The organism is Microtetraspora niveoalba (genome assembly GCF_001570405.1).
GTDB classification, from domain to species: Bacteria; Actinomycetota; Actinomycetes; order Streptosporangiales; family Streptosporangiaceae; genus Microtetraspora; species Microtetraspora niveoalba.
Genome location: NZ_BBYM01000016.1, coordinates 129,285 through 155,663 on the forward strand (window position 1 = coordinate 129,285; position 26,379 = coordinate 155,663).

At 72.9% G+C, this 26,379-nt stretch carries 22 protein-coding genes; 9 read left to right on the forward strand and 13 right to left on the reverse strand.

The features are described from left to right. Window positions 1-102 precede the first annotated feature (102 nt). Window positions 103-606 (forward strand): MarR family winged helix-turn-helix transcriptional regulator, encoded by a 504-nt coding sequence (locus tag AWQ70_RS16325; RefSeq protein WP_067176874.1) that lies wholly within the window; start codon window positions 103-105, stop codon window positions 604-606. Between the two features lie 51 nt (window positions 607-657). Here the strand turns inward: AWQ70_RS16325 and AWQ70_RS16330 are convergent, their stop codons facing one another. From AWQ70_RS16330 to lipP1, 7 genes are all read right to left on the reverse strand, one after another. Beyond that, the gene (locus AWQ70_RS16330) at window positions 658-1,626 is read right to left on the reverse strand and encodes an aldo/keto reductase (protein ID WP_067176694.1); all 969 of its coding nucleotides are present in this window, start codon (window positions 1,624-1,626) and stop codon (window positions 658-660) included. Window positions 1,627-1,695: 69 nt separating this feature from the next. Beyond that, the gene (locus tag AWQ70_RS16335; protein ID WP_067176697.1) at window positions 1,696-2,805 is read right to left on the reverse strand and encodes a zinc-binding dehydrogenase; all 1,110 of its coding nucleotides are present in this window, start codon (window positions 2,803-2,805) and stop codon (window positions 1,696-1,698) included. Between the two features lie 19 nt (window positions 2,806-2,824). Continuing rightward, a complete protein-coding gene (locus AWQ70_RS16340; protein WP_067176700.1) occupies window positions 2,825-3,697 on the reverse strand; it encodes a branched-chain amino acid ABC transporter permease in 873 nt (290 codons plus the stop codon). A 69-nt stretch (window positions 3,698-3,766) separates the two neighbouring features. Next, window positions 3,767-4,924: an ABC transporter substrate-binding protein gene (locus tag AWQ70_RS16345; protein WP_067176704.1), complete on the reverse strand. Its 1,158-nt coding sequence runs from the start codon at window positions 4,922-4,924 to the stop codon at window positions 3,767-3,769. A gap of 37 nt (window positions 4,925-4,961) precedes the next feature. Then, entirely contained in the window at window positions 4,962-6,722 is a 1,761-nt protein-coding gene (locus AWQ70_RS16350; RefSeq protein ID WP_067176707.1) for a branched-chain amino acid ABC transporter ATP-binding protein/permease, read from the reverse strand. After that, the gene (locus tag AWQ70_RS16355; protein ID WP_084517195.1) at window positions 6,719-7,579 is read right to left on the reverse strand and encodes an ABC transporter ATP-binding protein; all 861 of its coding nucleotides are present in this window, start codon (window positions 7,577-7,579) and stop codon (window positions 6,719-6,721) included. The genes AWQ70_RS16350 and AWQ70_RS16355 overlap by 4 nt, the downstream gene beginning before the upstream one ends. Next, window positions 7,579-8,523 carry a LipP1 family hormone-sensitive lipase gene (gene lipP1 / locus AWQ70_RS16360; protein WP_067176709.1) on the reverse strand — a complete coding sequence of 315 codons (945 nt, stop codon included), beginning with the start codon at window positions 8,521-8,523 and terminating at the stop codon, window positions 7,579-7,581. Before lipP1 ends, AWQ70_RS16355 begins: the two co-directional genes overlap by 1 nt. An 89-nt stretch (window positions 8,524-8,612) precedes the next feature. Between lipP1 and AWQ70_RS16365 the strand changes: the two genes are divergently transcribed. Continuing rightward, window positions 8,613-10,061 (forward strand): amidohydrolase, encoded by a 1,449-nt coding sequence (locus AWQ70_RS16365; protein ID WP_245646990.1) that lies wholly within the window; start codon window positions 8,613-8,615, stop codon window positions 10,059-10,061. Between the two features lie 154 nt (window positions 10,062-10,215). Here AWQ70_RS16365 and AWQ70_RS16370 read toward each other — a convergent pair whose 3' ends face one another. After that, entirely contained in the window at window positions 10,216-11,205 is a 990-nt protein-coding gene (locus AWQ70_RS16370; RefSeq protein ID WP_067176716.1) for an aldo/keto reductase, read from the reverse strand. A 94-nt stretch (window positions 11,206-11,299) separates the two neighbouring features. Here AWQ70_RS16370 and AWQ70_RS16375 point away from each other — a divergent pair, with 94 nt between their 5' ends. Continuing rightward, a complete protein-coding gene (locus tag AWQ70_RS16375) occupies window positions 11,300-12,298 on the forward strand; it encodes a methyltransferase (RefSeq protein ID WP_067176719.1) in 999 nt (332 codons plus the stop codon). After that, a complete protein-coding gene (locus AWQ70_RS16380; protein ID WP_067176724.1) occupies window positions 12,295-13,029 on the forward strand; it encodes an SDR family NAD(P)-dependent oxidoreductase in 735 nt (244 codons plus the stop codon). The genes AWQ70_RS16375 and AWQ70_RS16380 overlap by 4 nt, the downstream gene beginning before the upstream one ends. A 195-nt stretch (window positions 13,030-13,224) precedes the next feature. On the opposite strand, the gene AWQ70_RS16385 is transcribed toward AWQ70_RS16380, so the two are convergent. From AWQ70_RS16385 to hpaD, 3 genes are all read right to left on the reverse strand, one after another. Beyond that, window positions 13,225-13,908 (reverse strand): GntR family transcriptional regulator, encoded by a 684-nt coding sequence (locus AWQ70_RS16385; RefSeq protein ID WP_067176726.1) that lies wholly within the window; start codon window positions 13,906-13,908, stop codon window positions 13,225-13,227. 82 nt (window positions 13,909-13,990) lie between these two features. Further along, window positions 13,991-14,749: an alpha/beta fold hydrolase gene (locus tag AWQ70_RS16390; RefSeq protein ID WP_067176729.1), complete on the reverse strand. Its 759-nt coding sequence runs from the start codon at window positions 14,747-14,749 to the stop codon at window positions 13,991-13,993. Between the two features lie 40 nt (window positions 14,750-14,789). Further along, window positions 14,790-15,653 carry a 3,4-dihydroxyphenylacetate 2,3-dioxygenase gene (gene hpaD, locus AWQ70_RS16395; protein WP_067176732.1) on the reverse strand — a complete coding sequence of 288 codons (864 nt, stop codon included), beginning with the start codon at window positions 15,651-15,653 and terminating at the stop codon, window positions 14,790-14,792. A 175-nt stretch (window positions 15,654-15,828) separates the two neighbouring features. Here hpaD and AWQ70_RS16400 point away from each other — a divergent pair, with 175 nt between their 5' ends. The 4 genes from AWQ70_RS16400 to AWQ70_RS16415 all read left to right on the forward strand — a co-directional run bounded on the left by AWQ70_RS16400 (window position 15,829) and on the right by AWQ70_RS16415 (window position 21,445). After that, the gene (locus AWQ70_RS16400) at window positions 15,829-17,331 is read left to right on the forward strand and encodes a fumarylacetoacetate hydrolase family protein (protein WP_067176735.1); all 1,503 of its coding nucleotides are present in this window, start codon (window positions 15,829-15,831) and stop codon (window positions 17,329-17,331) included. A gap of 31 nt (window positions 17,332-17,362) precedes the next feature. Next, window positions 17,363-18,274 (forward strand): 4-hydroxy-tetrahydrodipicolinate synthase, encoded by a 912-nt coding sequence (gene dapA / locus AWQ70_RS16405; protein WP_067176739.1) that lies wholly within the window; start codon window positions 17,363-17,365, stop codon window positions 18,272-18,274. Beyond that, the gene (gene hpaE, locus AWQ70_RS16410; RefSeq protein WP_067176742.1) at window positions 18,274-19,740 is read left to right on the forward strand and encodes a 5-carboxymethyl-2-hydroxymuconate semialdehyde dehydrogenase; all 1,467 of its coding nucleotides are present in this window, start codon (window positions 18,274-18,276) and stop codon (window positions 19,738-19,740) included. The genes dapA and hpaE overlap by 1 nt, the downstream gene beginning before the upstream one ends. 166 nt (window positions 19,741-19,906) lie before the next feature. Beyond that, the gene (locus AWQ70_RS16415; RefSeq protein ID WP_067176745.1) at window positions 19,907-21,445 is read left to right on the forward strand and encodes an endonuclease/exonuclease/phosphatase family protein; all 1,539 of its coding nucleotides are present in this window, start codon (window positions 19,907-19,909) and stop codon (window positions 21,443-21,445) included. Between the two features lie 86 nt (window positions 21,446-21,531). Here the strand turns inward: AWQ70_RS16415 and ligA are convergent, their stop codons facing one another. Further along, window positions 21,532-23,658: an NAD-dependent DNA ligase LigA gene (gene ligA, locus AWQ70_RS16420; protein ID WP_067176747.1), complete on the reverse strand. Its 2,127-nt coding sequence runs from the start codon at window positions 23,656-23,658 to the stop codon at window positions 21,532-21,534. 187 nt (window positions 23,659-23,845) lie between these two features. Between ligA and AWQ70_RS16425 the strand changes: the two genes are divergently transcribed. Beyond that, window positions 23,846-24,985 carry a steroid 3-ketoacyl-CoA thiolase gene (locus AWQ70_RS16425; protein WP_067176750.1) on the forward strand — a complete coding sequence of 380 codons (1,140 nt, stop codon included), beginning with the start codon at window positions 23,846-23,848 and terminating at the stop codon, window positions 24,983-24,985. A gap of 37 nt (window positions 24,986-25,022) precedes the next feature. On the opposite strand, the gene AWQ70_RS16430 is transcribed toward AWQ70_RS16425, so the two are convergent. After that, on the reverse strand, window positions 25,023-26,363 hold the full coding sequence (locus tag AWQ70_RS16430) for an aminotransferase-like domain-containing protein (protein ID WP_067176753.1): 1,341 nt from the start codon (window positions 26,361-26,363) through the stop codon (window positions 25,023-25,025). Between the last annotated feature and the right edge of the window lie 16 nt (window positions 26,364-26,379).

Sequence of the window (26,379 nt, forward strand, 5' to 3'; positions counted from 1 at the left end):
GGCCCCCAGAGGTGAACAGTGGCCCTGACGTCGTCCGGGAACGAGAATGTCCCGTTCCAGCCCATTTCGACGAACACGCCAAGCGGCCCTAACGTGCTCACCATGACCGGACACCACACCCTGCGCCAGACCGAGGACGCCATCGGCGACCGGCTCGGCGGACTCAATGTCGATTTCGAGGCGATGTGGGCGGTGTCGAACATCTACCGGGCGTCATCGGCGATCCGCAACCATCTGGAGCAGACCGTGCTCCGCGACACCGGGCTCACCTGGACCGGGTTCGTCGTCATGTGGGTGGTGTGGATCTGGGGAGAGAGCGAGACCCGGCACGTCGCGGCGGAGGCGGGCATCTCCAAGAGCACGCTCACCGGCGTCCTGAAGACCCTGGAGTCCTACCGGTACATCCGCCGCTTCCCCCATCCGACGGACCGGCGCCGGGTCATGCTCGAACTGACCGCCTCCGGCGAGCGCCTGATGCGCTCGCTGTTCCCGGACTTCAACCGGCAGGAGGCGTTCGTGGTGAAGGAGCTGGACAGCGAGCAGCGCCGTGGTCTCGCCGACTCCCTCAGGAAGGTCGTCCAGCACCTGGAGACCACGGAGCGCTGACCACCCCTGCGCCCGAGCCCGCCGAGCGAAGCGAGGCCATCAAACACCCCCTCACGGGCCTTCGGGGTCGACGGCGTCGCGATCGACCCAGAAGGGGTCGAGCAGGGAGCGCAGTTCCTTCGCTCCGACGCGTTCCACCAGTTCGAGCGCGCCGACGTTGTCGACGAGCTGCTCCATGCGGCTGGCGCCGAACAGCACGGTGCTGACCGAGGGGTGGGTCAGCGTGAACGCGACGCAGAGCTGGGCCGGGCTGACGCCGAGGTCGGCCGCGATGCCGGCGATGCCGCCCGCCGCCTCGATGATCCGCTCCCGTACGCCGCCGGGGTCGCGGCCGATCTCGCGGGACGGCGAGGTCTTGCCGGCGAGGATGCCGCCCTCCATGACGTCGGACGCCTGCATGGTGACGCCTTCGGCGAAGACGGCGGCGAAGGGGGCGCCGTCCGGGATCGAGCGGCGGCACGGGCTGTACTTGAGCTGGGCCATCTGCGGGCCGGGCGATCCGGCGGCGAGCGCGTGCTCGCGGATGGTCCTGACGGCGGTGGCCGACCAGTTGTTCACGCCCCAGCAGCCGATGACGCCGTCGGCCTCCAGCTCGGCGAGGTCGGCCGCGAGCCGTCGCAGGTCGAGGTCGTCCCTGCGGATGTCGCCGAGCACGACGATGTCCGCCCGGTCGGTGCCGACCCGGAAGAGGGCGTTGTCGAGCTGCGCGCGCAGCGACTGCTCGGGGTAGGGCTCCAGCCACAGCTTGGCGGACAGCAGGTACTCGTGGCGGGCGATCCCGGCGGCGCGGACGATCGCGGAGAAGAGCACGTCGGTGAAGACCGGCGGTCGGCCGGGGAAGCCGTACACGCCGACGTCGAAGAGGTTGATGCCGAGGTCGACGGCGTGGCGGACCATCGTGACGGCGTCGCGGAAGTCCATCCGGTCGTAGGTGTGCCACGAGCCGAGGGACAGGACGGACGCGTCCGGGCCGTGGGTGCCGATCCTGCGGCGCGGGACGGCGGTGGTGGGCGTGGTCATGGGTCTCCTTGGAGGCCGATCGGGTGGCCGGCGCGGGGGGCCGGTCCGGGGATGCCGGTGGGAGGGGCGTCAGGGAAGCCAGGGGTGGATGACGGGCTTGACCTGCTCCAGCCGGGACATCGAGGCGATCGCCGCCGAGGCGTCGCCCAGCCCGACCGGCTCGCTGAACAGCTCGTCCCAGGCGAACCGCGTCTGGAAGACGCGGAGGAACTCGACGGCCCGGTAGTAGTCGCCGACGTCGCCGTTCAGCGAGCCGAGCACGGCCATCTCCTTGCCCATGACGGTCCCCAGCGGGATGGGCTCGGCGATGGGCCCGGTGCTCCCGACGACGACGAAGGTGCCGCCCTGGGCGGCCATCTCGACCGCCTCGGCGCCGACGCCCGGCGCGCCCGCGAGGTCGAGCACCAGGTCGGCGCCGCGTCCGCCGGTCGCGTCCATGACGGCGGCGACGCGGTCGGCGGCGTCGCCGTCCAGGCCGACCGTGACGTCGGCGCCGAACCGGCGGGCCAGTTCCAGGCGGCTGTCCGGTGCGCCCACGGTGACGACCGTGCCGGCGCCGGCCGTCCTGGCCACGGCGGTGGCGACGACGCCGAGCGCGCCGGCGCCCTGGATCACGACGTTCGCGCCGGGGCGTACGCCTCCGGCCCGGTCGAAGGCGTGCAGGACGGTCTTGACCGCGCATCCGGCGCTGGCCGCCCAGGTGTCGTCGACGTCGTCGGGCAGGAGCACCTTCAGCGCGCCGGGGGCGACGTAGTTGTACTCGGCGAGGCCGGCGGTGGCGTACGGCCAGCGGTCCGAGCGCTGGCGGAAGCCGTACCCGCGGTCGGAGCAGGCGACGGGGCTGCGCAGCACGGTGCAGCCGTGGCAGTGGCCGCAGACGGACTCCGACCAGCCGATGCGGTCGCCCTCCTTGATCTCGCGGCCGAGAGCGTCCACGGTGCCGGGGCCGACGGCCTCCACCGTGCCGACCATCTCGTGCCCGAGCACCATCGGGAGCATCCCGGGGAACGACATGGCGCCGCTCCACAGGTGGACGTCGGTGGCGCACAGCGTGGTGCAGCGGACCCGCACGATCGCCGCGCCCGGCTCGCACTCGCCGGGCAGGGGGATCTCCTCGATGGTCAGGGGCTCTCCGTGCGCGCGCAGGACGGCGGCACGGGTCGAGGACGGAACTGGCATGTGATGATCTCCGATTTCGCTATCTGCTGTGCGCGGTGTCCCAGACCTCGCCCCGGCTGCGCCACCACAGCAGCACCAGGATCACGAGGAAGGGGACGATGCCGCGGTACTGCTGGATCGCCTCCAGCGAGGCCGACAGCCCCTCCAGCAGGCCGAGGATGACGCCTCCGGCGAGCGTCAGGGGCAGGCTCCGGAAGGCGCCGAGCATGGCGACGGCCAGCGCGGTGTTGATGAGCTTGCCGAGGGTGGAGAAGTCGCCGCCGAGGCGCGGGGCGACCAGGACGATGACGAGCGTGCTGATCGCGCCGATGGCGGCCCAGACGGCGACGGCGAGCCGGGGCGCGGGGATGCCGACCACCTGGGCGGTGGACGGGCGCTCGGAGAGCGCCTGCAGCCGGAGGCCGACCCGGGTCCTGCCGAGCAGCAGCCCGACGCCGACGGTGATCAGCACCGCGAACGCGAGCGACACCAGTACGGACTGCGGCACGACGACGCTGCCCACGGTGAACGCGGGCGCGTCGAACGGGGCGGGGAACCGGCGCGCGCCGGAGGTGGTGTTGCCGAAGAGCCGCAGGCCGATCGCCATGAGCGCGACGTACACGCCGACGGTGACGGCGGCCTTGGTGCGTTCGTCGTGCTCCCCGAACCACCTGACCAGCACGGCGCCGAGCAGCGCGGCGAGCGCGGCGCCCGCGACCGCTCCCACGAGGAGCGCGAGCCACGCGTTGAGGCCCGTGTCCGTCAGGGAGACCATCACGAAGGCTCCCATGGAGCCGACCGCCGCCATGGCGAAGTTGACCACGGCGACGAGGCGGTAGGTCAGCACGACGCACAGGCCGAGCAGCGCGTACACTCCGCCGCTGGTCAGCCCGGCGATCACAGAGTTCAACATCGGACACCTCCCGATGGGCTGGCGCGGGCGCGGCGGGGGCCGCGCCCGCGTGGTGGGCAGGGCGTTCGGCTACTTCTTGCCGGGGACGATGAAGCCCTCGGGCAGGACGGTCCACTTGCGGTTCTCGACCTTGACGAACCGGCTGCCCTCGATCGGGTTGTGGGTGTCGCCGGGGCCGAAGACCCAGGGGGTGCCGACCATCGGGTACTCGATCGGCTGCATCTCCTTGAACGCCTTGGTGACCGACTCGCGGGTGATGTCACCCTTGATCGTCTTGAGCACCTCGACGAAGACGTCGGCGGACATGACCGCGCCCTGGCTGAACGCCGTCTTCTGGATCTTGTTGCCGCCGACGACCTTGGCCCACCGCTCGTTGCCGGGCAGCGTCTCGTCGGTGTACGGCTGCCACTCGGTGCCGGAGTACGCGTTCATCCCTTCGGGGATGACCTCGGCGTTGGCGTCGGTGTAGCTGTTGGCGCCCATGATGATGTCCACGTCCTGCATACCCTGGGTCTTGGCCTGGGCGAACCACGGCCCGACCTGGGCGTTGTACAGGATGGCCTGGCAGCCGGCGGCCTTCGCCTTGACGAGGTACGGCGTGGGGTCGCCCTCGCCCACGGAGGTGTCCTTGAGGGCGAGCTGCTTGCCGGTGATGTCCGTCCACTCCTTGATGGCGGTGTCGATGCCGCCGCCGCTGCCCGGGAGCACGGTGTAGAACATGCACACCTTGTCGTGCTTGAGCGTCTCGGAGGCGTAGTACAGCATCGCCGTGAGCAGCTTGAACGGGCCGGGGTTCACCGGCGCGATGTTCGGGCTGGTGAAGCAGGCCGGGTCCACGCCGACGGCGGGGATCGAGACGATGCCGGCCTTGCCGTAGGTCGCCCGGTTGAGGCCGCAGTCCACGGCGCTGGAGGAGCCGACGAGGGCCACGACCTCCTCGGAGTCGATGAGCTCCTTGGCGGCCTCGGTGGACCGCTGCGGGTTCATCGCGTCGTCCTTGCTGATGAACTCGATCTTGCGGCCGTTGATGCCGCCGGCCGCGTTGACCTCGTCGAAGACCGCCTTGACCGCCTGCGGAACCTCGGGGGTCTGGAAGAGGCCGGTGACGCCGTTGATGGCGCCGACCTTGATCGGGCCGTCGGTGCCGCCTCCGTCGCTGGAGCAGGCGGTGGCGGCGAGGGCCAGGGCGGCCGCCGCCGTGACGGCGGCGAACTGCGAACGCTTCATGTGTGCGACTTCCTTCGGGGGTGAAAGGAGCGGGGTGTCAGGGGAGGGGGACCTCGGCGGTGCCGAGGTAGGCCGCCATGACCGCGGGGTCCTCCAGGACCTCCTCGGTGGGGCCGGAGGCGATGACGTGACCGAAGTCGAGGACGGTGACCTGCGAGCAGGCGGCCCGCACCAGTTCCATGTCGTGCTCGACGAGCAGGACCGAGACGCCGAACCGCTCGGGCACCTGGGCGAGCGTGCGCCCGAGCCGCAGCGACTCCGCCGCCGACTGGCCCGCGGCGGGCTCGTCCAGCAGCGCGACCTTGGGCCGGGCGGCGACGGCGGCGGCCACGTCGAGGAGGCGGCGGGTGCCGACGTCCACGATGGAGACCGGCACGTCGCCGGGCGGGCAGCCGAAGAACTCCAGCAGCTCGTCGGCCTCCTTCTTCGCCGGCCGGCGTCCCGCGCCGATCGCGAGGTACTCGTACTGCGTGAGCTCGGGGGCGATCACGGTGGTCTGGAAGGTGCGGCGCAGGCCGCGCCGGGCGCGCGCGCTGGGGCTGAGGCCGTCGATCGTCCTGCCGTCCAGCTCGATCGCGCCCTCGTAGCCGGGGATGAAGCCGGTCACCGCGGCGATGAAGGTGGACTTGCCGGCGCCGTTGGGTCCGATCAGGCCGACGACGGCGCCCTCGGGCACGGTCAGGTCGACCGTGTCCAGGGCCACCACCTCGCCGTAGCGGACGTTCAGGCCGCGTACGGCGAGGGCGGCGGTGCCGCTCCTGTCGGCGGGCGGCGGGACGGCGGCCGGGATCTCGGTGACCGGGGCCTCGTCGCCGGTCTCCTCCTGGCCGGTGCCGGCGCCGGTGCGCTCCAGCAGCTTGCGGGCCTGCCGCTCCCGCTTGCGGGCGCGGGTGAAGTCGGTCTGGCTGACGCCGCTGCGCAGCGCGAAGATCGCGAAGACGCCGAAGAGCATGCCGCCGAGGTCCTGGGGCAGCTTGAGCTTCTCCAGGACGGTCGCCATCACCGCGCCGAAGACGCCGCCCATGACCGCGCCCTCGGGGTTGTGCGGGCCGATCAGGATGGCGACCGCGAACAGCGCGAGCGACTGCATCATCGCGAAGTTGCCGGAGACGACGAGGCCGAGCTGTCCCGCCATCAGGCCGCCGCCGACGCCGGCGATGAAGGCGCTGATCGCGAACGCGGCGAGCTTGCTGCGTGCCACGGAGATGCCGTGGGAGGCGGCGGCCCGCTCGGAGTGGCGCAGCTCCAGCCAGGACATGCCGAGCCGGGTCCGGTTGAGCAGCGCCAGCCCGCCCGCGATCAGCAGGAAGACGATCACGGTGAGGATGAAGTAGCCGCCGTCGCCGTCGAACGGCTCGGGCCGTACCAGCGTCTTGAGCTCGGTGGTGCCGGGGAACTGGTTGGCGTTCAGCACGATGTCGGTGGACACCGCGAAGCCGAAGGTGACCACGGCCAGGTTGACGCCGCGGATGCGCAGGGCGGGCAGCCCGATGGCCACGCCGACGGGGACGGCGGCCAGGCCGCCGAGCAGCAGCCAGAGAAGGAAGCCGCCCGGGGCGTCGGACAGGTTGAGCCGCAGCACCACCCACGCGCCGATGGCCGCGAACGACATCTGGCACAGGGACATGACCCCGACCCGGCCCACGATCACGCCGTAGCTCTGCATGATGACCGCGCTGACGACCGCGCTGATCGCCAGGTAGACCCAGTACGACGAGAGCACGTTCGGCACCACGACGCAGACGAGCGCGGCGATGCCGATCGCCGTGAGCGTGGCCCGCTTGTCGATCATGTTCATCGCGTCTCGCCTTCCGGCTCGGGTCCGCCCGTGGGGGCGGCGGGCGTCGTCCCGGCGGCGGGAGCCACGGTGGGTGCCGCCGCGGGGGCCGCAGCGGAGGCGGCTGGGGTGGCCGCCGTGGACGCCGCCACGGGGGCGGTTGTGGGAGCCGCTGTGGGGGCCGCGCCGAAGTACAGCTCGTGCAGCCGCTGGTCGGCGCCGCGCAGCTCCTCGCAGGGGCCGGAGAAGACGACCCGGCCCTTGCGCAGCACGTACACGTTGGTGCCGACCTCCAGGGCCAGGTGGGCGAACTGCTCGATGAGCAGGACCGCGATGCCGAGCCCGACCAGGTCGGTGACCGCCTTCATCAGGCGGCTCACGATGACGGGGGCGAGTCCCAGTGACATCTCGTCGATGAGCACGACCTTGGGGTCGGAGATCAGGGCCCGGCCGAGCACGACCATCTGCTGCTCGCCGCCGGACAGGTGCCCGGCCTGGAGGTGGCGGCGCTTCTCCAGCTCGGGGAAGAGCCCGTACACCATGTCGAGGTCGCCGTCGCCCGCCTGGGAGACGAGCAGGTTCTGCTCGACGGTCAGGGTCCGGAACGCGGTGCGGGACTGCTCGACGTAGCCGAGGCCCGCCTGCGCGCGGCGGTACGTGGGGAACTTGTCGATGGCGACGCCGTCGAGGTGGATCGTCCCGGAGGTGTTCCTGACGAGCCCGGCGATGCCGTCCATCAGGGTCGTCTTGCCCGCGCCGTTCGCGCCGAGGATCAGGGTGACCGCGCCGGGGACGACGTCGAGCGAGACGTCGTGGACGATGGGCACCTCGCCCCGGCTGATGCTGACGTCGCTGAGGCGCAGGATCTCGCCGGGCATCAGGACGCTCCGTGACAGGCGGCCCGCAGGGCCGCGACGGCGCGGTCGTGGGCGTGCTTCGACGGTTCGAGCTCGGTGCCCAGCAGCCCGAAGAAGCCGTGGATCAGGCCGTCGTAGCAGACGTGGTCGACCTCGCCGCCGGCCTCGGCCAGCCTCTTGGCGTACTCCTCGCCCTCGTCGCGCAGGACGTCGTACTCGGCCTCCAGGATCAGGGCGCGCGGCAGGCGGGAGAGGTCCCCGGCGCGCAGCGGCAGGAGGTAGGGGTCCTCCAGGTCCCGCTCGTCGCGCGGGTAGGTGGTGAAGAACCACTCCATGCTCTCCCTGGAGAGGAAGTAGCCGTCGGAGAACTCCTCGTACGAGGCCCGCCCGTCGGCGGGGTGGCCGAGCACCGGCGAGACGAGCAGCTGCAGGGCGATGGCGGGGCCGCCGAGGTCGCGGGCCTTCAGGGAGACGACGGCGGCGAGGTTGCCGCCCGCGCTCTCCCCGCCCACGGCGATCCTGGCGCCGTCGGCGGAGATCTCCGCGCCGTTCCGCGCGACCCACTCGACCACGGCGTAGCAGTCGTCCGCCGCCGCGGGGAAGGGGTTCTCGGGCGCGAGCCGGTAGTCCACCGAGACCACGACGACGTCCGCGCCGGCGCAGATCAGCCGGTTGGAGTACTCGTTCTCCTCGACCGAGCCGATCGTCCAGCCGCCCCCGTGGAACCATACGAACGCCGGGAAGGGTCCGTCGCCCTCGGGTGTGTAGATCCGGACCGGGATGTCACCGGCCGGGCCGGGAACCACGCTGTCCACCACGCCGCCCACGGCCGGCAGTTCGTCCGGCATCGCCCAGGTCTGACGGAAAGCCTCGCGCATCGCCGGCGCGTCGAACTGTGTGACCTGACCCGGGTCCTCGACACGTGTACGGTCGATGATCCTCCGCGCGTCGGGATGCAGCGGCATCGTTAACCTCCGGGTTGCCCGGGTGCCTCAAGACGTTCAGGCACTCGCAAATCGTATCCGATTCCATGTACGTTAAGCGGGTCCAAACGATGCTGTCTAGAGCGAAGAAGAAGATGATGCGCATCGAACGCCGAGACGACTCCGCACCGGGCGACCTGGTCCTGACGCGAGGACGGGTCCACACCCTGGGCGCCGGAGACGGTCTCGCCGAGGCTATCGCGGTCCGGAACGGACGAATCACCCGAGTAGGCAGTCACGATGACATCGCCCCGCTAATCGGTCGGGAGACCCGGGTCATCGACCTGGCCGGCCGCTCGGTGCTCCCCGGCATCAACGACTCCCACCTCCACGGCGTCTGGCTCGGCACCATGTGGCCGAACCTGCTGATGGACCAGCTCGCCGCCCCGGCGCCCGGCCCGGAGGCCCACGACACGGGACACGGGCACGGGCACGGGGGCCCCGCCTCGCGCCTGGAGACGTCCGCCGACCGCCGGGCGGCGATCCTGCGCACCGGCGAGCTGCTCTCCTCGCTCGGCGTCACCAGCTACACCGAGCCCGGCCTCGGCCCCGGCGAGGACGACGGGCCGACCGGGTGCTTCGGCTCCGGGGCGCTGCGCGACTACGCCGACCTGGCCGCCGAGGGCCTGCTCAACGCGCGCGTCACCGCGCTGATGCTGTTCGGCGAGCTGGACGGCGCGAGCTCGCTGGAGCGGTTCACCCGCGGCCTGCGCGAGTTCACGCCGCCCGCCGACGTCCCCGGCTGGTTCCGCGTCGCGGGGGTGAAGATCTTCGCCGACGGCATCCCGCCCATGCGCACCGCCTGGACGGACGAGCCGTACGCGGACGGCACGTACGGGGCGCTGCTGGTGGAGGGCGCGACCCCCGAGCGGCGGGAGGCCGACCTGGTCGCGATGATCGAGGCGGCCCACGCCGCGGGCCATCAGATCGGCGTCCACGCGACCGGCAGCCGGACCACCAGGAGGGTCGCGGAGGCGTTCCGCGACGCCGGGGCCCGGGACGGGCGGGACGCCCGGCACTACCTCATCCACGGCGACCTGATCCACCCGCCGACGCTGGCGGAGATGGCGGCGGCCGGGGTCGGCCTGAACACCCAGGTGGGGATCGCCGTGGCCACGGAGGAGATGGTGGCGGCGGCGCTCGGCCCGGACGCGCTGCGGCACGCCTGGCCGGTCCGCGACGCCCTGGCCGCGGGCGTGCCGCTCTGCCTCAGCTCCGACGCGCCCGTGTTGTCGCCGGACTGGCGCAAGGGGGTCGCGGCGGCGGTCACCCGCACCGGTCTCGACGGCAGGGCGCGCGGGCCGGAGCAGCGGATCGCGCTGGCCCAGGCGTTGCGCGCGTACACGGTCACCCCCGCGTGGCAGGACGGCGCCGAGGCGTGGAAGGGCACGCTGGAGCCGGGCAAGGCGGCGGACCTGTGCGTCCTGGACGCCGACCTGTTCGACGTCGAGGTCGCGGCGCTGCCCGAGGTCCCGGTCGCCCTGACCGTGGTGGACGGCCGGATCGTCCACGAGCTCTGATCCCGGACACGTCCCCCGGGAAGACGGCGGCGGCCGCGGGCGATGTCGCCCGCGGCCGCACGCGTGTCCGTGTCACCCCGGATCTGTCACCCCGGATGCGCCATCCCGGATGCGTCACTTCGGATGCGTCACTTCCGGCGCGTCACCCGGCCGGTCACCCCTGGCCGGGCGCGTCGGTCCCCCACGACGCCTCGGGCCGCACCACGTCGCGGTCCAGCCAGAGGTCGGCGACCTCGCGGCGCAGCTCGTCGCCGTGCCGTTCGAGCAGGGCCAGCGCGCCGAGGTTGTCCTCGAGCTGCGAGAGCCGGCTCGCGCCGAACAGCACGTTCGCCACCGACGGATGGGTCAGGCAGAACGCGACGGCGAGCTGGGCCGGGGTCGCCCCGAACTTCTCCGCCGCCCGCTCGACCAGCGGGTACGCCTCGCGGATCCGCTCGCGGATGCCGCCGGGGTCGGCGCCGATCTTGCGCTGCGGCCGCAGATTGCCGACCAGGATGCCGCCCTCGAAGACGTCCGACGCCTGCAGCCCCAGCCCGCCCGCGAACAGCTCGCCGTACGGTTCCCCCTCGGGGACGGACCGCCGGGCCAGGCTGTACTTGAGCTGGGCGAAGCTCGGCGCGGTCATGCCCTCGGCCGCCGCGAACTCGCGGGCGGTCCGCAGGTCCCCGGCCGACCAGTTGTTTACGCCCCAGGCGGTGAACCATCCTGCGCGCACCAGCTCCGACACGTCGGACACCACCTGCCGGACGTCAAGCTCCCCCATGAAGTCGCCGGCGACGACGAAGTCGGCGTGGTCGGTGCCGACCCGCTCCAGCGACACGTCGATCTGATCGGCGAACGAACTGCCGGGGTAGTCCCACAACCAGAGCTTGCCGCACAGCAGGTAGTCGTCACGGGAGAGCCCGGCCTCCCGCACGACCTTGCCGAAGATCACGTCGGTGACGGCGTTCTCCGCGTGCGGGCCGAAGTTGTAGTGGGCCACGTCGAAGAGGTTGACGCCGTGCCCGACCGCCCGCCGGATCAGCTCGACCGCGTCGTCCGTCTCCATGCGGTCCCACGTGTTCCATGAGCCGAGGCCGAAGACCGGCACCTCCGGGCCCTGCGTGCCGAGCCGGCGCCGGGGCACCTGACCTGAGAACTCCATCGCGAACCTCCGAAGACGATGTGCGACCTCTGGCCGCAAGCGGGTAGATCGTATAGTATCTCGCATACTGTTTTGGTATGTAAGGAGTGCATCCATGTCGTCTCACCCCGGCGCCGAGGCCGCGAGCCCGGCGAGGATCGTGGACGTGGCCATCGGTTACATGGCCGCCAAGCAGCTCTTCGCCGCCTCCGAGGCCGGCCTGTTCGCGGCGCTCGCCGAGGGGCCCGCCGCGGCCGCCGAGATCGCGGCCCGCACCGGCATCCCGGAGCGCACCGCCCGCATCCTCGCCGACGCGATGGCGGGCCTCGGCCTGCTCACCCGCGCCGACGGCGTCTACGCCAACTCCCCGGCCACCGCACGCTACCTCTCGGGGAACGGGGACGACGTCGACCTGCGGCCGTTCCTGACCTTCCTGGACACGATCAGCTACGGGCACTGGCTCGGCTTCGGCGAGACCACCCGCACGGCGAAGCCGGCGGACCTCGACCTCGGCGGCGACCGGATGACGACGTTCCTGTCGGGCGTGATGACCTACAACGCGCTGCACGCCCGGATGCTCGCCGAGAACTACGACTTCTCCCGGCACGAGCGGGTCCTCGACCTCGGCGGCCTCTCCGGGTCGTTCCTCGCCGAGGCGCTGCGCGGGGCCCCGGGCCTGCGGGGCACCTTCTTCTCGGGCGGCGAGCTCGTCGGGCACGCCCGTACGGTGCTGGCCGAGGCCGGCGTCGCCGACCGGGTCGAGATCGTCGACGGGGACCCGCTGGAGGGCGGCGTCCCCACCGGCTTCGACCTGGTGCTGCTGGAGCACGTCGTGCACCGCTTCGACGCCGAGCAGAACCGGCGCATCGCGAAGGCGGCGCGCGAGGCCGCGACGCCGGGCGCGACCCTGGTGCTGCTCGACTTCTTCCTCGACTCCGACCCGGAGCAGCGCCCCATCGACGCCCTGCACGCCGGCGAGTACCTGGTGATCGACGGCACGGTCGTCTATCCCGAGGACGAGGTGCGCGGCTGGCTGCGCGCCGCGGGCTGGGAGCCGGTCGAGACCCGCGCGCTGCCGGGCAGCCCGCGCGTCATCATCGCGGAGGCACGATGAGCGGCCGCGTCGTCCTGGTCACGGGCGGCGCGAGCGGGATCGGGCGGGCCGTCGCCGAGGCGTTCGCCGCGGCCGGAGACCGGGTGGCCGTCGCGGACGTCGACGGCGCCGCCGCCGAGCGCGTCGCCGCCGAGCTGGACGGCGTCGCGGTCACGATGGACGTGACCGACCAGGCGTCCGTCGTCGCCGGGGTGGCCGAGGTCGCCGACCGGCTCGGCCCGGTCGAGGTCCTCGTGAACAACGCGGGCGTCGTCGCGGGCGGCGGCCTGCTCGTCGATCTGCCCGTCGAGGTCCTCGACACGGTGCTCGCGGTGAACGTGCGCGGCACCTTCACGGTCACGCAGGCGGTCGCCACCCAGATGATCGAGACCGGGCGGGGCGGCTCCATCGTCAACATCAGCTCGATCGGCGCCCGCCAGCCGACCGCCGGGATGGGCCACTACGAGGCCACCAAGGCGGCGGTGGACGCGATCACCCGCACCGGCGCGCTGGAGCTGGCCGAGCACGGCATCCGGGTGAACGCCGTGGCACCCGGCCCCGTCCACACCCCGCTGACCGCCGGGCTGATGGAGGACCCGCGGGCGCGGGCGGCCTGGGAGTCGCGCATCCCGCTCCGCAAGATCGCCCAGACCGCCGACGTCACGCCCCTGGTGCTCTTCCTGGCCTCCGCCGCGGCCGGGCACATCACGGGCGCGGTGGTCCAGGTGGACGGCGGCCAGCTCCTCGTCTGAGCCGGTCGCCACGGCCGCCGGCGGCCTTCCCCCCTCCCGCCGGCGGCTCCGGCGGCGCGTTCCCGCGATCGTCCGGCGAGGACGCGCCGCCGGGACGGCGTCTTCCGGCGCTCGTGCGCGGGCATGGCGAAGCCCGCCGGGAGGACGTTCCCGGCGGGCTTCCGCGTGTCGGGCGGCCGCGCGCGGCCGCGAGGGTCAGATCGCGCGGGGCGGGACGTTGGCGTTGTGCAACGCCGCCGCCGTGGCGATCTTGTGCGCGCAGGCGACCCGCTCGATCTCGTGCGGGTCGGCCCCCCGCTCGATGAGGTCGAGCATGTGCTCGTGCTCCTCCACCGAGCGCCGCGCCCGGCCCGGCACGTACGTGAAGCTGGACCGCCGCATGTGGTCCAGCCGCGCCCACTCGGACTCCAGGAGGGCGTTGAGGTGCTCGTCCGGGCAGTGCTCGTAGATGGAGAAGTGGAACTCGCGGTTGAGCGCCGTGAACGACGAGGGGTCGAACGCCTCCAGCGCCTCCATCATCCGGCTGTTGATCTTGCGCGAGGCCTCGATCTTCTCCGGCGTCATGTGCGGGGCCGAGATGGCGGTCGCGTACCCCTCGAGGCGGGCCAGGATCTGCAGCGAGTGCTCCACCTGCGCGGCGTCGAACACCGCCACCCGGGCCCCGATGTTGCGCACGACCTCGACCAGCCCGTCGGACTGCAGCCGGCGCACCGCCTCGCGAAGCGGGATCGTGCTGACCCCGGTCTCCCGGGCGAGCTGGTCCATGACCAGCCGGTACCCGGGCCCGTAGGTGCCGTCGAGGATGCGTGAGCGCAGCAGCTCGTAGCTGCGCTCCGCCTTCGACTCCTTGGCCCGCGCGGGCTTCTTCGCGGTGCTCACCAACGCCCCCTCACACTTGACCGGACCGCCGTCCGCCGCGCCCGAGCGGCGCTCGGCCGGCGGACGGCGGACCCTTCAATGATCACTGCTCGAGGGCGGTCAGGACAGTCCTTCGGAACAGACCGCCGCCGAGAACCTCGAAGTGCCCGCCGGGGACCGTCACGAGCTGAGCGCCGTCGACGCCTTCGACGATACGCTCGATGCCCTGCGTCATCACGTCGTCGGCTCCGACGACGAAGAGCGGGGGCACCGTCCCGCTCCAGGCCCCACCGGCGAACGGCGTGGCGCGCAGGCCCTCGACACAGGTCGCGAGCCCGGCGGCGCGCTCGCCGTGGGACCGTACCATCCCGGCGATGGCGGCCGTGAACGGGTCGCCCGGCTCGGTCCCGTCGGCGACCGCGCGGTGCAGCGCCTCGATGTCCAGGGCCTCGAACGGCTCGCCGGGGTTGAGCCCGCCGAGCACCGTCCTGCGCACCCGGCCGGGGGCCGCCGCGGGCAGCTCCCAGGCGAGCCGGGCGCCCAGCGAGTAGCCGGCCACGTCGAACACGTCCGCCGGGACACCCGCGTCGGCGAGCGCCGCGTCGAGGGCGGCGACGAGGCTCTCGGCGATCTCCCGCGCCCCCGCCTCCGCCGGGCCGCCCGGCGCGGGGCTCGCGCCGTGGGCGGGCAGGTCGGGCACGACGACGGTGCGCCCGGCGTCCTTCAGCGCGCCGGCGACGCCGGTCGCGACCCAGTCGGCCTCGCCGTCGGAGCCGAAGCCGTGCACGAGAAGCACGGGCGGCGCGGCGGCGGGCCGGTCCGGGACGAAGGTGCGGACGGCCAGGCCGGATGGGTCCTGCATGCGTGTCACAACTCCCCTATTTCACATACGATTTCAGATCTTACTGGACGGTGTCGAGCGCCTCGACCGGGAAGTCCACGACCACCTGGCCGGTGCCGCTGCTGCCGAAGTACGGGCAGAGCTGCTCGCCCTGACCGCGGTAGGAGTCCCATCCCAGCAGGCCGAACAACATCGCCGTGTCCGCCATGGCGCCCTCGCCCGTGCAGCGCCTGTTGTAGTCCGGGAGCATCTCCAGGAACTCCGGCACCCGCCCCTCACACCACATGTCCAGGACCTTCAGGTCCACCTGGCGGTTGATCTCGCTGCTCACGTCGTTCAGCAGCGACTCGGCGATCTCGTTGGGCGGGAAGGCGTGGGACAACGAGCCGCTGGCGAGGAAGGCCACCTTGCGGTCGCTGCGCCGTACGGCGCGCAGCAGGGCCTCCCCGATCCGCCGGTTCTCCTCGATGGAGGAGTAGATGTTGCACCCGATCGGCAACACCCGGATCGAGGAGTCGCCGTTCATGAAGTACATCGGGACGAGCGTGGCGTACTCCAGGCCCAGGTCCTTGTAGGTGTGCACCATCGCCTTCTGGCCGCCGGCCACGATCTCCTCGCGGATCAGCTCGGCCAGCTCGGGGTCGCCCGCGTAGTCGTAGGCCAGGTCGTGGATGAAGTGCGGCAGCTCGTGGCTGGCGTAGGACGCCCGGTGGCGCCGCCTGCCGTTCAGGTGGAAGCCGATGCTGTTCATCCAGTGCGTGTCGGCCACCAGGAAGGTGTCGGCCCCGAGCTCACGGGCGCGCCGCCCGATCTCGGTCAGCGCCACCTCGGCCGGACGGCGGATGCCGAAGTGCTTGCCCGGCTGGATGGACAGCCAGATCGACGGCACGTGCGTGATCTTCGCCGCCAGGACGACCTCTCCCATTACGCCCTCCCCTGTCTCAATCCGGGCGCCCGCGCGGCCCGGTTCCGGACGACCTGAGTGTGGCCGCCCAAATCGGACATACAAGAATCATGTAGGAACTCAAATATCTTTGTCTATAGCCGTCGCCAATCTGATCGAGTATCATCAACGATGTCGTATACGATTTGGAGGGGGCATGGAACACCCGCTCGGCCTCTCGCCGGGGAAGATCGTCGCGGTCCATCTCAACTACCGCAGCCGTGCGGCCGAGCGCGGGCGCGTCCCGGCGGTGCCGTCGTACTTCCTCAAGCCGTCGTCGTCCCTGTCCTGGTCGGGCCGTCCGGTCGTCCGGCCCGCCGGGTGCGAGCTGCTCGCCTTCGAGGGAGAGATCGCGATCATCATCGGCGAGCGCGCGCACCGCGTCCCGCCCGACCGAGCGCTCGACCACGTCGCGGGCTACACGGCGGCCAACGACTTCGGCGTCTACGACTTCAAGCACGCCGACCTCGGCTCCAACCTGCGGGCCAAGGGCCAGGACGGGTACACCCCGGTCGGCCCGGCCATCCTGCGGGACGCCGACCCCGGCAGGCTGTGGCTGCGCACGTACGTGAACGGGGAGCAGGTCCAGGAGGCGTGCACCGACGAGCTGCTGTTCGGCTTCGACCTGCTCATCGCCGACCTGTCCCGCGTCATGACGCTGGAGCCCGGCGACCTCGTCCTCGCCGGCACGCCGGCCGGGTCCACCGTCGTACGGCCGGGCGACGTGGTCGAGGTGGAGCTGGAGGGGGCCGGGCGGCTGCGCAACGAGGTCGTCGCCGACACCCGGGAACTCGGCCCCTGGGGCGTGCAGCCCGAGGTCACCGAGGAGACCCGGGCCGCGGCCTACGGCTCCGCCCGCCGTCCCGAGACCGTCACCCTCACCGGGAAGACGGCGGGAGACACGGCCGGGAGCACGACGGGCGGCGCGGCGGAGAGCACGACGGGAGACACGCCGGCGGCGGCCCCGATCTCCCCGGAGACCGAGGCGGCGCTCCGTGCGGTGTCCACCGCCACGTTGTCGTCGCAGCTCCGCAAACGCGGGATCGACCACCACTTCATCGAGGGCGTACGGCCGGCCCGGCCGGACCTGCGCATGGTGGGGGTCGCACGGACCCTGCGCTACCTCCCGCTGCGCGAGGACGTCTTCGCCGAGATCGGCGGCGGCATGAACGCCCAGAAGCGCACGGTCGAGGAGATCCGGCCGGGCGAGGTCCTGGTCATCGAGGCGCGCGGCGAGCACGGCGCCGGGACCCTCGGCGACATCCTCGCGCTGCGGGCCCTGCGCCGCGGCGCGGCCGGGGTGGTCACCGACGGCGGCCTGCGCGACAGCCCGTCGTTCTCCGGCCTCGACCTGCCGTCGTACTACGCGGTGCCGCACGCGGCCGTCCTCGGGCGCCGCCACGTCCCGATGGACTCGCAGGTGCCGATCTCCTGCGGCGGGGTGCTGGTCATGCCCGGCGACGTGCTGGTCGGCGACGCGGAGGGCGTGGTCGTCATCCCGCCGTCCCTGGTCGACGAGGTGGCCGGGGACGCGCTGCGGCAGGAGGACGAGGAGCGCTTCATCTACGAGCGGGTCGCCGAGGGCGAGTCGGTCGACGGCCTCTACCCCATGAACACCCGCTGGCGGGAGACCTACGAGCAGACCAGGCGCGAGAAGTGACTCGCGACCGGCACAGCAAGGAGTTGAACACGTGAAGTTCCGTTCGGATCCCGCGACGATACGCGGCTCCATCGCCCCCGTGGTGACACCGTTCACCGCCGACGGCGCGCTCGACCTCGACTCGCTGCGGGCGCTCGTGCGCTGGCAGCTCTCCCAGGGCTCGCACGGCATCTCCACCGGCGGCTCCACCGGCGAGCCGGGCGCGCAGAGCGTCGAGGAGCGCGTCGCCGCGATGACGGCGGTGGCCGAGGAGACGGCCGACACCGTGCCGTTCCTGCCCGGCACCGGCTCGGCGAAGCTGGACGAGACCCTGCGGCTGACCGCCGAGGCGGAGCGGCTCGGCGCGGACGCCGCGCTCGTCATCACCCCCTACTACGCCCGGCCGACGCAGGAGGCGCTGTTCCGCTGGTACTCGACGGTCGCCGCCGAGTTCCCGTCGTTGCCGGTCGTCATCTACAACGTGCCGTCGCGGACCGCGGTGGACATCGCCCCCGAGACGGTCGCCCGGCTCCGGCGGGCCCACGACAACATCGTGGGCATCAAGGAGACGACCAAGGACTTCGAGCACTTCTCCCACGTGCTGAACCTCTGCGGCCGCGACTTCCTCATGTGGTCGGGCATCGAGTTGCTGTGCCTGCCGCTGCTCGCCATCGGCGGCGTCGGCTTCGTCAGCGCGGCGGCCAACCTGGCGCCGTCGGCGGTCGCCCGCATGTACACGGCGTACACCGAGGGCGACCACAAGACCGCGCTCGACCTGCACTACGCGCTGCACCCGCTGGTCGAGCTGCTCTTCGTGGAGACCAACCCGGCGCCGGCCAAGTGGGTCCTGGAGCAGCGCGGGCTCATCGCCTCCGGGCACGTCCGCCCTCCGCTGGTCTCCCCCACCGAGGCGGGCGTGGCGCGCATCAACGAACTGCTGGCACAGAGCGAGGGAGTCGCCTGATGAAGCTGGAGCACTACATCGGGGGGGCGCACGTCCCCAGCGTCTCGGGCGCGACCTTCACCGCGCTCGAACCGGCCACCAACACGGAGTACGCGACGATCGCCGCGGGCGACGCGCAGGACGTGGAGGCGGCGGTCGCCGCCGCGCGCACCGCGTTCACGGAGGGCCCGTGGCCGCGCATGTCGGGCGGCGAGCGGGCGGCGGTGCTGCGCAGGATCGCGGCCGCGATCGAGTCGCGTGACGACCGGATCGCGGCGATCGAGTGCCGCGACACCGGCCTGCCGATCACGCAGGCCCGCGGCCAGGCCCACCGCGCCGCGCACAATTTCCGGTTCTTCGCCGATGTGATCACCACGCTGGGCGAGGACGTCTACCGGGTCGCCTCCCAGCAGCTCAACTATGTCGTGCGCAAGCCCGTCGGAGTGGCCGGACTGATCACGCCGTGGAACACGCCGTTCATGCTGGAGACGTGGAAGCTGGCGCCGGCGCTCGCCGCCGGATGCCCGGTCGTCTTGAAGCCCGCGGAGTGGTCCCCCCTTTCGGCCGGTCTGCTGCCGGAGATCATGGAGGAGGCGGGGCTGCCCACGGGCGTGTTCAACATTGTGCACGGCATCGGCGAGGAGGCCGGGGCGGCGCTGGTCGCGCACCCCGACGTGCCGGTGATCTCCTTCACCGGTGAGACCGGCACCGGTCAGATCATCATGCGTTCGGCCGCGACCCACCTGAAGACCCTCTCCATGGAGCTCGGCGGCAAGTCCCCCCTTGTGGTCTTCGACGACGCCGACCTGGAGCGGGCGATCGACGCCGCCGTCTTCGGCGTCTTCTCGCTGAACGGCGAGCGGTGCACGGCCAGCTCGCGGGTCCTGGTCCAGGACACGATCTACGACACGTTCGTGGAGCGGCTGGCCGAGCGTGCCGCGCGGGTCAGGGTGGGCTCCCCGGACGACCCGGCGACCGAACTCGGCGCGCTCATCCACCCCGAGCACTACGCGCGTGTCATGGAGTACGTGCGCGTCGGCGTGGACGAGGGCGCGCGTCTGGTCGCGGGCGGCGGGCGGCCGACCGGCCTGCCCGAGGGCAACTTCCTGTCCGCCACCGTCTTCGCGGACGTCACCCCCGAGATGCGGATCTTCCAGGAGGAGATCTTCGGCCCGGTCGTGTGCGTCACCCCGTTCTCCACCGAGGAGGAGGCGATCCGGCTGGCCAACGCCACCCGGTACGGCCTCGCCGCCTACCTCTGGACGAACGACCTGCGCCGGACGCACCGGATGACGCAGGCGATCGAGGCGGGCATGCTCTGGGTCAACTCGCAGAACGTCCGCGACCTGCGCACGCCGTTCGGCGGCGTCAAGGCCAGCGGCCTGGGACGCGAGGGCGGCAACCACAGCATCGACGTGTACACCGAGTCGCACATCGTCCACGTGGCGACGGAGGACCTGCCCATCCCCCGCTTCGGCGTGGCCTGACGCCGGCCTCCCGGCATCACCCGCCGGCCGCCCCGTACGGCCCGGGCCCCAGGGGTCCGGGCCGACACGCTTCCAATATGACCACTCCTGGCTAATTCGCGGCAATCTTGTCGTCGTTTGCGGCGTAGATCCTTCTTTCGCAGTGAAAACGACCAAGGATGTGCGAATGCCGCGTTTTGTCGCTCTGACCGCCGCTCTGCTGGCCGCCCTGGCGCTGCCCGCCCTCCCCGCCCACGCCGGTGCGCCCGACGGCACGCTCACCGCGCGTACGCCGAGCGTGAAGGCCGGCGATCCGGTGCAGTTCTCCTATTCCACGCCGCGCCCGGATGCCAAGAACTGGATCGGCCTCTACAGCGACCCCGGCGACGGGCCGGTGGACCAGAAATACGTGGGCCCCTCGCTGAAGTGGGTCTACATCCCCTCCGCCGCCGGCACGGCCACCCTGCCGACCAACGGCCTGGAGCCCGGCGCCTATGTCGCCTACGCCCTGGCGAAGGACGGCTACGAGTGGCTCGCGCCGCCCGCCAAGCTGAAGATCGTGAGCAGCGAGCCGCTGCACTTCGTCACCGGCGACTTCACCCTGCGCAACGCCCGCGCGAAGTCCCCCTACGCGGCCACGGTCAAGGGCACGGTCCGCGGCCCCGAGGCCGCGTTCCGCAAGGTGAACGGCCCGGAGTGGGTGCGGATCGGCGAGGACGGCTCCGTGACCGGCACGCCGCCGGCGTCGGCGTCCGCGAAGACGGCCGCGGTCACCGTCGAGGCGCGCACCGCCGCGGGCGAACGGACCTCCGCCACGGTCCGCATCCGGGTCCGGCCGCCCGGCGCCCCGCTGGTGCCCGAGTTGAAGGCCATGTCCTGGAACCTGTGGCACGGCGGGAGCCAGGTCAAGGGCGGCCGGGAGAAGCAGGTGAAGTTCCTGCTCGACCGCGACGTGGACGTGGTCGGCCTGCAGGAGACGTCGTCCACCTCGGCGAAGGAGCTGGCCGAGGCGCTCGGCTGGGACCACTACCAGGCGGGCGCCGACCTCGGCATCATCAGCCGCTACCCGATCGTGGGGCGCGGCCCGCTGCCGTCCGAGTCGGGCCTCGCCGGGGTCAACGCGCGGATCAGGCTGGATGACCGGCACGAAGTGGCCCTCTGGAACGTGCACCTCGGCTACACCCCGTACGGCCCGTACGACGCGTGCTTCGGCCGATGGAGCGTGGACCGGCTGCTGTCCAGGGAGGCCGAGTCGAAGCGCACCGAGCAGATCCGGCGCGTGATGTCGGCCATGTCCGGCGACCTCGCCGCCTCCGGCCGCACCCCCGTCCTGCTGACCGGCGACTTCAACGCCCCCTCGCACCTCGACTGGACCCCCGCGGCCAAGCGGTGCGGCTACGACTCCGTCCCCTGGCCGACCTCGGTCGCCCCTGAGCAGGCGGGCATGAAGGACTCCTACCGGGTGGCCCACCCCGACCCGGTCGCCGCCCCCGGCATCACCTGGTCGCCCATCTACACCGCCTTCACCGGCGGCTACGGCCATGACGCCCACACGGGCGAGCCCGAGCCGCAGGACCGCATCGACTTCGTCCACTACAAGGGCGACATCGAGGTGACCTCCTCCGAGGCCGTCGTCGAGGGAACCCCGGCCCCGATCCCCGGCCACAAGGACAACGCCTGGACCTCCGACCACGCCGCCGTCCTGACCACCTTCACCATGAACTGACCGAACCCACCGAGGGCGCGGCGCCAGGCCCACGGCCCGGGCTCACGTGCCGGTGGCGGATCGAAGGCGGATCGGCGGCGTGCCGGTCAGATGAACGAGGCGACCATGGCGGCGAACTCCTCCGGGGTGGCGATGCGCACGCCGAGCGTCGCGGCCTTGTCCCGCTTGGACCCGGCCTTCTCGCCGGCCACGAGCAGGGAGGTACGCGCCGAGACGCTGGAGGACGCCCGGCCTCCGGCGCGCTCGATCAGCTCGTTCATCTCGGTGCGGGACAGCGCCTCCAGCGGCCCGCTCATCGCGCCGGTCACCACGACGGCCATCCCGGTGAGCGGAAGCTCGACCACGCTCCCGTCGCCCGCGCCGGCCCCGGCTCCCTGCCCGGCCTCGGCGTCGGACCCCGCCGCGCCCGGTCCGGCGGGGCGCGGCCCCGTGGCGCCCGGCTCGGTCATGGTCACCCCGGCCGCCACCAGCCGGTCGATCAGCGGCCCCAGCTCGGCCAGCTCCTCCACGAGGGCCGCGGCCTTCTCCGGCCCGATGCCGTCCACGGCCTGCAGCGCCTCGGCGTCGGCCGCGCGGATCGCGTCCATCGAGCCGAAGTGCCGGGCGATCCGCCGGGACATCGACCGGCCGGTGCCGCGCACGCCGAGCGCGCAGAACACCTTGTTCAGCGGCTTCTCCTTGGCCCGCTCGATCGCGGCCAGCAGGTTGTCGGTGCTGGTCTCGCCCATCCGGTCCAGGCCGAGGATCTGCTCGCGGGTGAGCGTGAACAGGTCGGCGAAGTCGGCGACCAGCCCGGCCTCGACCATCTGGACGATGCGGGTCTCCCCGAGGCCCTCGATGTCGAGCTGGTCGCGGCCCACCGCGTAGCTGACCGAGGCGACCGCACGGCAGGCCCGGCCGCGGACGCACCGCCAGCGCTGCTGGGAGACGTCGATCTCGGCGCCGCACCTCGGGCACACGTCGGGGAACTCGATCGGCCGCTCCGCCCCGGTCCGCAGATGGACCACCGGCGCCTCCACCCTCGGGATCACGTCGCCCGCCTTGTAGACGGTCACGTGGTCGCCGATCATCAGGCCGCGCCGGGTGATGTCCGCCGGGTTGTGCAGCGTGGCGTAGGTGACGACGCTGCCGTCCAGCAGCACCGGCTCCAGCACCGCGCGCGGCGCGATGATGCCGGTGCGCCCGATGTTCCACTCCACCCCGACCAGCTTGGTGATCTTCTCCACGGCGGGCAGCTTGTACGCGATCGCCCAGCGGGGCGCCCGCGAGCTGAACCCGGCCTGCTCCTGGTCGGCGGCGAGGTCGGCCTTGACGACGATGCCGTCGATGCCGAACGGCAGCTCGGCGCGCACCGCGGCGATCTCCTCGACGCGGGCCTGGACCTGCTCGACCGTGGACACGGCGATCACGCCGACCGGGGTCGCGCCGGTGGTCCGCACGCCGAGGCCGGCGACCAGCTCCATGATCCGGCTGTGCGGCAGTTCGCGCAGCCGCGCGGCCGGCTCGCCCCCGTCGTCGGGCGGCAGCGGCAGCGCGCCGTACCCGAAGAAGGTCGTCTCGCAGCGGTACGGCCGGTCCTTGGCGCGCAGGGTGCCGGCGGCGGCGCTGCGCGGGTTCGCGAACGTGGTGCCGTCGTGCGCGGTGCGTTTCGCGCACGCGTCCTCGAACTGGGCGGCGGTCATCAGCACCTCGCCGCGGATCTCCACCGTGACCGGCTCCGTCAGCGTCTCGGGCAGGCCCTCGACGGTGCCGATCGCGTGCGACACGTCCTCACCGGCCACGCCGTCGCCGCGGGTGACGAGCTGGGTCAACCGGCCGGCGTGGTAGCGGGCCGACACGGCGAGCCCGTCGAGCTTCGGCTCGACGCTCCACATCTCGACCGGGCGGCCGAGCCTGCGCTCCAGCCCGGCCGCCCACCCGGCCAGCTCGTCGGCGGAGAACACGTTGTCCAGGCTGAGCATCGGCACCGTGTGCGGCACGTCACCGGTCACGGCCCCGCCGGCGACCTTCCCGGTGGGCGATCCGGGCAGCACGTGGTCGGGGTGGGCCGCCTCGTACGCCTCGATGCCGCGCACCAGGCGGTCGTAGGCGTCGTCGTCGAGGGCGGAGTCGCCCGCGCCGTAGTAGGCGGCGGCGGCGTCGACCGCGACCCGCACGGCCTGGGCGTATTCGGCCTGGTCGGCGAGGGGCGTGGCGTGGAGCGCGTCAGTCATGCGCACATAGTGCCGTGTCCGACCGACAATCCCGTACGCCGCGCCCGGCCTCCGGGCGTCCCATCTCGTTGACCGGGACCGGCCGCGTCCCGGCCCGCTCGCCGGCAGCACGATGGGTGCGGCCCGCCGGCGTACGGCGCGGCGAGGGCCGGCGAAGGCCAGTGAGGACACGAACCCTGGAGGGCGGATGGGAACCCCCGTCATCGTCGACGCCGCGCGCACCCCGATCGGACGGCGGGGCGGCCTGCTTTCCGGCCTGCACGCCGCCGAACTGCTCGGCGCCGCCCAGCGCGGCGCCCTGGACCGGCTCGGTCTGGACCCCGCCCTGGTGGAGCAGGTGATCGGCGGCTGCGTCACCCAGGCGGGCGAGCAGTCCGCCAGTGTCACCCGTACGGCGTGGCTGCACGCGGGCCTGCCGGAGGCCGCCGGCGCGACGACGATCGACTCGCAGTGCGGCTCGGCCCAGCAGGCGGTGCACCTGGTCGCCGGGCAGATCGCGGCGGGCGCGATCGACGTGGGCATGGCCTGCGGGGTGGAGTCGATGTCCCGGGTGCCGCTGCTGGCCAACATCGGCGACGGCGTCGGCCGGCCCCGCCCGGACTCGTGGAACCGCGACATGCCGGCGCAGTTCGTGGCCGCCGACCGGATCGCGCGCCGCCGCGGCTTCACCCGGGAGCGACTGGACGCGTTCGGGCTGCGATCGCAGGCGCGGGCCGGGGAGGCGTGGGCCGAGGGGCGCCTGGACGGGCAGATCATCCCGGTCCGCGTCCCCGGCCCGGAGGGCTCGGTCGTGTCCCGGGACCAGGGGCTGCGCGAGACGAGCATGGAGGCGCTGGCGGGGCTGAAGCCCATCATCGACGGTGGCCTGCACACCGCGGGCACCGCGTCGCAGATCTCCGACGGCGCGAGCGTCGCCGTGCTGATGGACGAGGGCAGGGCCCGCGACCTGGGGATGCGCCCCCGCGCCCGCCTCGTGGCCCAGTGCCTGGTCGGCGCGGAGCCCGAGTTCCTGCTCGACGGCCCGGTCCAGGCCGCCGACCGGATGCTGGCGCGCACCGGCATGAAGATCGGTGACATCGACCTGTTCGAGGTGAACGAGGCGTTCGCCGCGGTGCCGATGTCGTTCGCCCAGGTCCACGGCGTGGATCCGGACCGGCTCAACGTGAACGGCGGCGCGATCGCGATCGGCCACCCGGTGGGCGCGACCGGCATCCGGCTCGTCGCGACCGCGATCGGCGAGCTCGAACGCCGCGATTTGAACGTGGCGATGGTCCTGGTGTGCGCCGGCGGCGCCCTCGCCACGGGCGCGATCATCGAGCGCCTCTGACGGCCCGCGGCCGGCCGGGGCCCGGCGTCGGGGGCGCTCAGTCGTCGGCGAGGTCCTCGGGGGCGGCGCGGGCGATCGCGGCCAGCACGTCCAGCGCGTACGACAGGGTCTCCACGGGCGGGGAGGCGAGGCCGAGCCGCACCGCGCCGGGCGCGCCGCGCGTCCCGACGACGAATGAGGCGGCGGGCGTGACGGCGATCCCGCGCCGGGCCGCGGCGGCGACGAAGGTCTCGGCCCGCCACCGCTCGGGCAGCTCCCACCAGCAGTAGTAGGCGCGGGGGTCGGCCCGTACGGTGAACCCGGCGAGCCGCACCGCGGCGATCCGCTGGCGGGCCGCGGCGTCCGCCCGCTTGGCTTCGGCGACGGCGGCCACGGTGCCGTCGGCCGTCCACCGGGTCACGGCGTCGAGGGCGAACCGGGCGGCGGTCCACGCCCCCGAGCGCAGCGCGGCGGCGAGGCGCTCGGCGAGCCTGGGAGGCGTCACGGCGAAGCCCGCGGTCAGCCCGGGTGCCAGCCGTTTGGACACGCTGTCGACCAGGATCGCGCGGTCCGGGGCCAGCGCGGCGAGCGGCGCCGGCGCGGCATCGTGCAGGAACGCCCACACGGCGTCCTCGACCGCGTACAGGTCCAGTTCGCGCAGCGTGCGGGCGATCCGCGCGCGCCGCTCCTCCGGCATGGTGATCCCGAGGGGGTTGTGCAGGGTCGGCTGGAGGTAGACCGCGCGCAGCGGGGCGGCGCGGTGCGCGGCGGCGAGCGCGTCGGGGCACAGCCCGTCGGCGTCGACGGCGACGGGAACGGCGGTCACGCCGAGCCGGTGCGCGACGGCCTTCACCACGGGATAGCTGAGCGCCTCCACCCCGAGACGCTCGCCGGGCGGCACCAGCGCGGCGACGGCGGCGGCGACGGCCTGCCGCCCGTTCCCCGCGAACAGGACGCGCGCCGGGTCGGGCCGCCAGCCCGCCGTACCGGCCAGCCGGGCCGCGGCCTCCCGTGCCTCGGGGGTGCCGGCCGCGCCGACCGGCCGGAGCGCGGCGCCGAGCACGTCGGGCCGCAGCAACGGACCGAGCCCCCGGGCGAGCAGGTCGGCCTGGCCGGGGGCCACGGGATAGTTCAGCTCCAGGTCGATCCTGGCGGCGGAGGGTTCGGCGAGCGCGGGCCCGGGCGGCGGCTGCGCCGCGCGGACGAAGGTGCCCCGGCCGACCTCCCCCACGACGAGCCCGCGCCTGGCCAGCTCCTTGTAGACGCGCCCGGCGGTCGAGCCGGCGATGCCGCGCCGCCGGGCGAAGGAGCGCTGCGGCGGCAGCCGGTCTCCGGGACGCAGACGGCCGGCCGCGATGTCCGCCGCCACCTCGTCGGCGACCGCGCGGTAGTCCTCCATGACACAACCTCATCGC

Excerpts from the sequence above, each read along its gene's own strand:
- AWQ70_RS16325 (WP_067176874.1), top strand. The coding sequence starts at position 103 with ATGACCGGACACCACACCCTGCGCCAGACCGAGGACGCCATCGGCGAC.
- AWQ70_RS16330 (WP_067176694.1), bottom strand. The coding sequence starts at position 1,626 with ATGACCACGCCCACCACCGCCGTCCCGCGCCGCAGGATCGGCACCCAC.
- AWQ70_RS16335 (WP_067176697.1), bottom strand. The coding sequence starts at position 2,805 with ATGCCAGTTCCGTCCTCGACCCGTGCCGCCGTCCTGCGCGCGCACGGA.
- AWQ70_RS16340 (WP_067176700.1), bottom strand. The coding sequence starts at position 3,697 with ATGTTGAACTCTGTGATCGCCGGGCTGACCAGCGGCGGAGTGTACGCG.
- AWQ70_RS16345 (WP_067176704.1), bottom strand. The coding sequence starts at position 4,924 with ATGAAGCGTTCGCAGTTCGCCGCCGTCACGGCGGCGGCCGCCCTGGCC.
- AWQ70_RS16350 (WP_067176707.1), bottom strand. The coding sequence starts at position 6,722 with ATGAACATGATCGACAAGCGGGCCACGCTCACGGCGATCGGCATCGCC.
- AWQ70_RS16355 (WP_084517195.1), bottom strand. The coding sequence starts at position 7,579 with ATGCCCGGCGAGATCCTGCGCCTCAGCGACGTCAGCATCAGCCGGGGC.
- lipP1 (WP_067176709.1), bottom strand. The coding sequence starts at position 8,523 with ATGCCGCTGCATCCCGACGCGCGGAGGATCATCGACCGTACACGTGTC.
- AWQ70_RS16365 (WP_245646990.1), top strand. The coding sequence starts at position 8,613 with ATGCTGTCTAGAGCGAAGAAGAAGATGATGCGCATCGAACGCCGAGAC.
- AWQ70_RS16370 (WP_067176716.1), bottom strand. The coding sequence starts at position 11,205 with ATGGAGTTCTCAGGTCAGGTGCCCCGGCGCCGGCTCGGCACGCAGGGC.
- AWQ70_RS16375 (WP_067176719.1), top strand. The coding sequence starts at position 11,300 with ATGTCGTCTCACCCCGGCGCCGAGGCCGCGAGCCCGGCGAGGATCGTG.
- AWQ70_RS16380 (WP_067176724.1), top strand. The coding sequence starts at position 12,295 with ATGAGCGGCCGCGTCGTCCTGGTCACGGGCGGCGCGAGCGGGATCGGG.
- AWQ70_RS16390 (WP_067176729.1), bottom strand. The coding sequence starts at position 14,749 with ATGCAGGACCCATCCGGCCTGGCCGTCCGCACCTTCGTCCCGGACCGG.
- hpaD (WP_067176732.1), bottom strand. The coding sequence starts at position 15,653 with ATGGGAGAGGTCGTCCTGGCGGCGAAGATCACGCACGTGCCGTCGATC.
- AWQ70_RS16400 (WP_067176735.1), top strand. The coding sequence starts at position 15,829 with ATGGAACACCCGCTCGGCCTCTCGCCGGGGAAGATCGTCGCGGTCCAT.
- hpaE (WP_067176742.1), top strand. The coding sequence starts at position 18,274 with ATGAAGCTGGAGCACTACATCGGGGGGGCGCACGTCCCCAGCGTCTCG.
- AWQ70_RS16415 (WP_067176745.1), top strand. The coding sequence starts at position 19,907 with ATGCCGCGTTTTGTCGCTCTGACCGCCGCTCTGCTGGCCGCCCTGGCG.
- ligA (WP_067176747.1), bottom strand. The coding sequence starts at position 23,658 with ATGACTGACGCGCTCCACGCCACGCCCCTCGCCGACCAGGCCGAATAC.
- AWQ70_RS16425 (WP_067176750.1), top strand. The coding sequence starts at position 23,846 with ATGGGAACCCCCGTCATCGTCGACGCCGCGCGCACCCCGATCGGACGG.
- AWQ70_RS16430 (WP_067176753.1), bottom strand. The coding sequence starts at position 26,363 with ATGGAGGACTACCGCGCGGTCGCCGACGAGGTGGCGGCGGACATCGCG.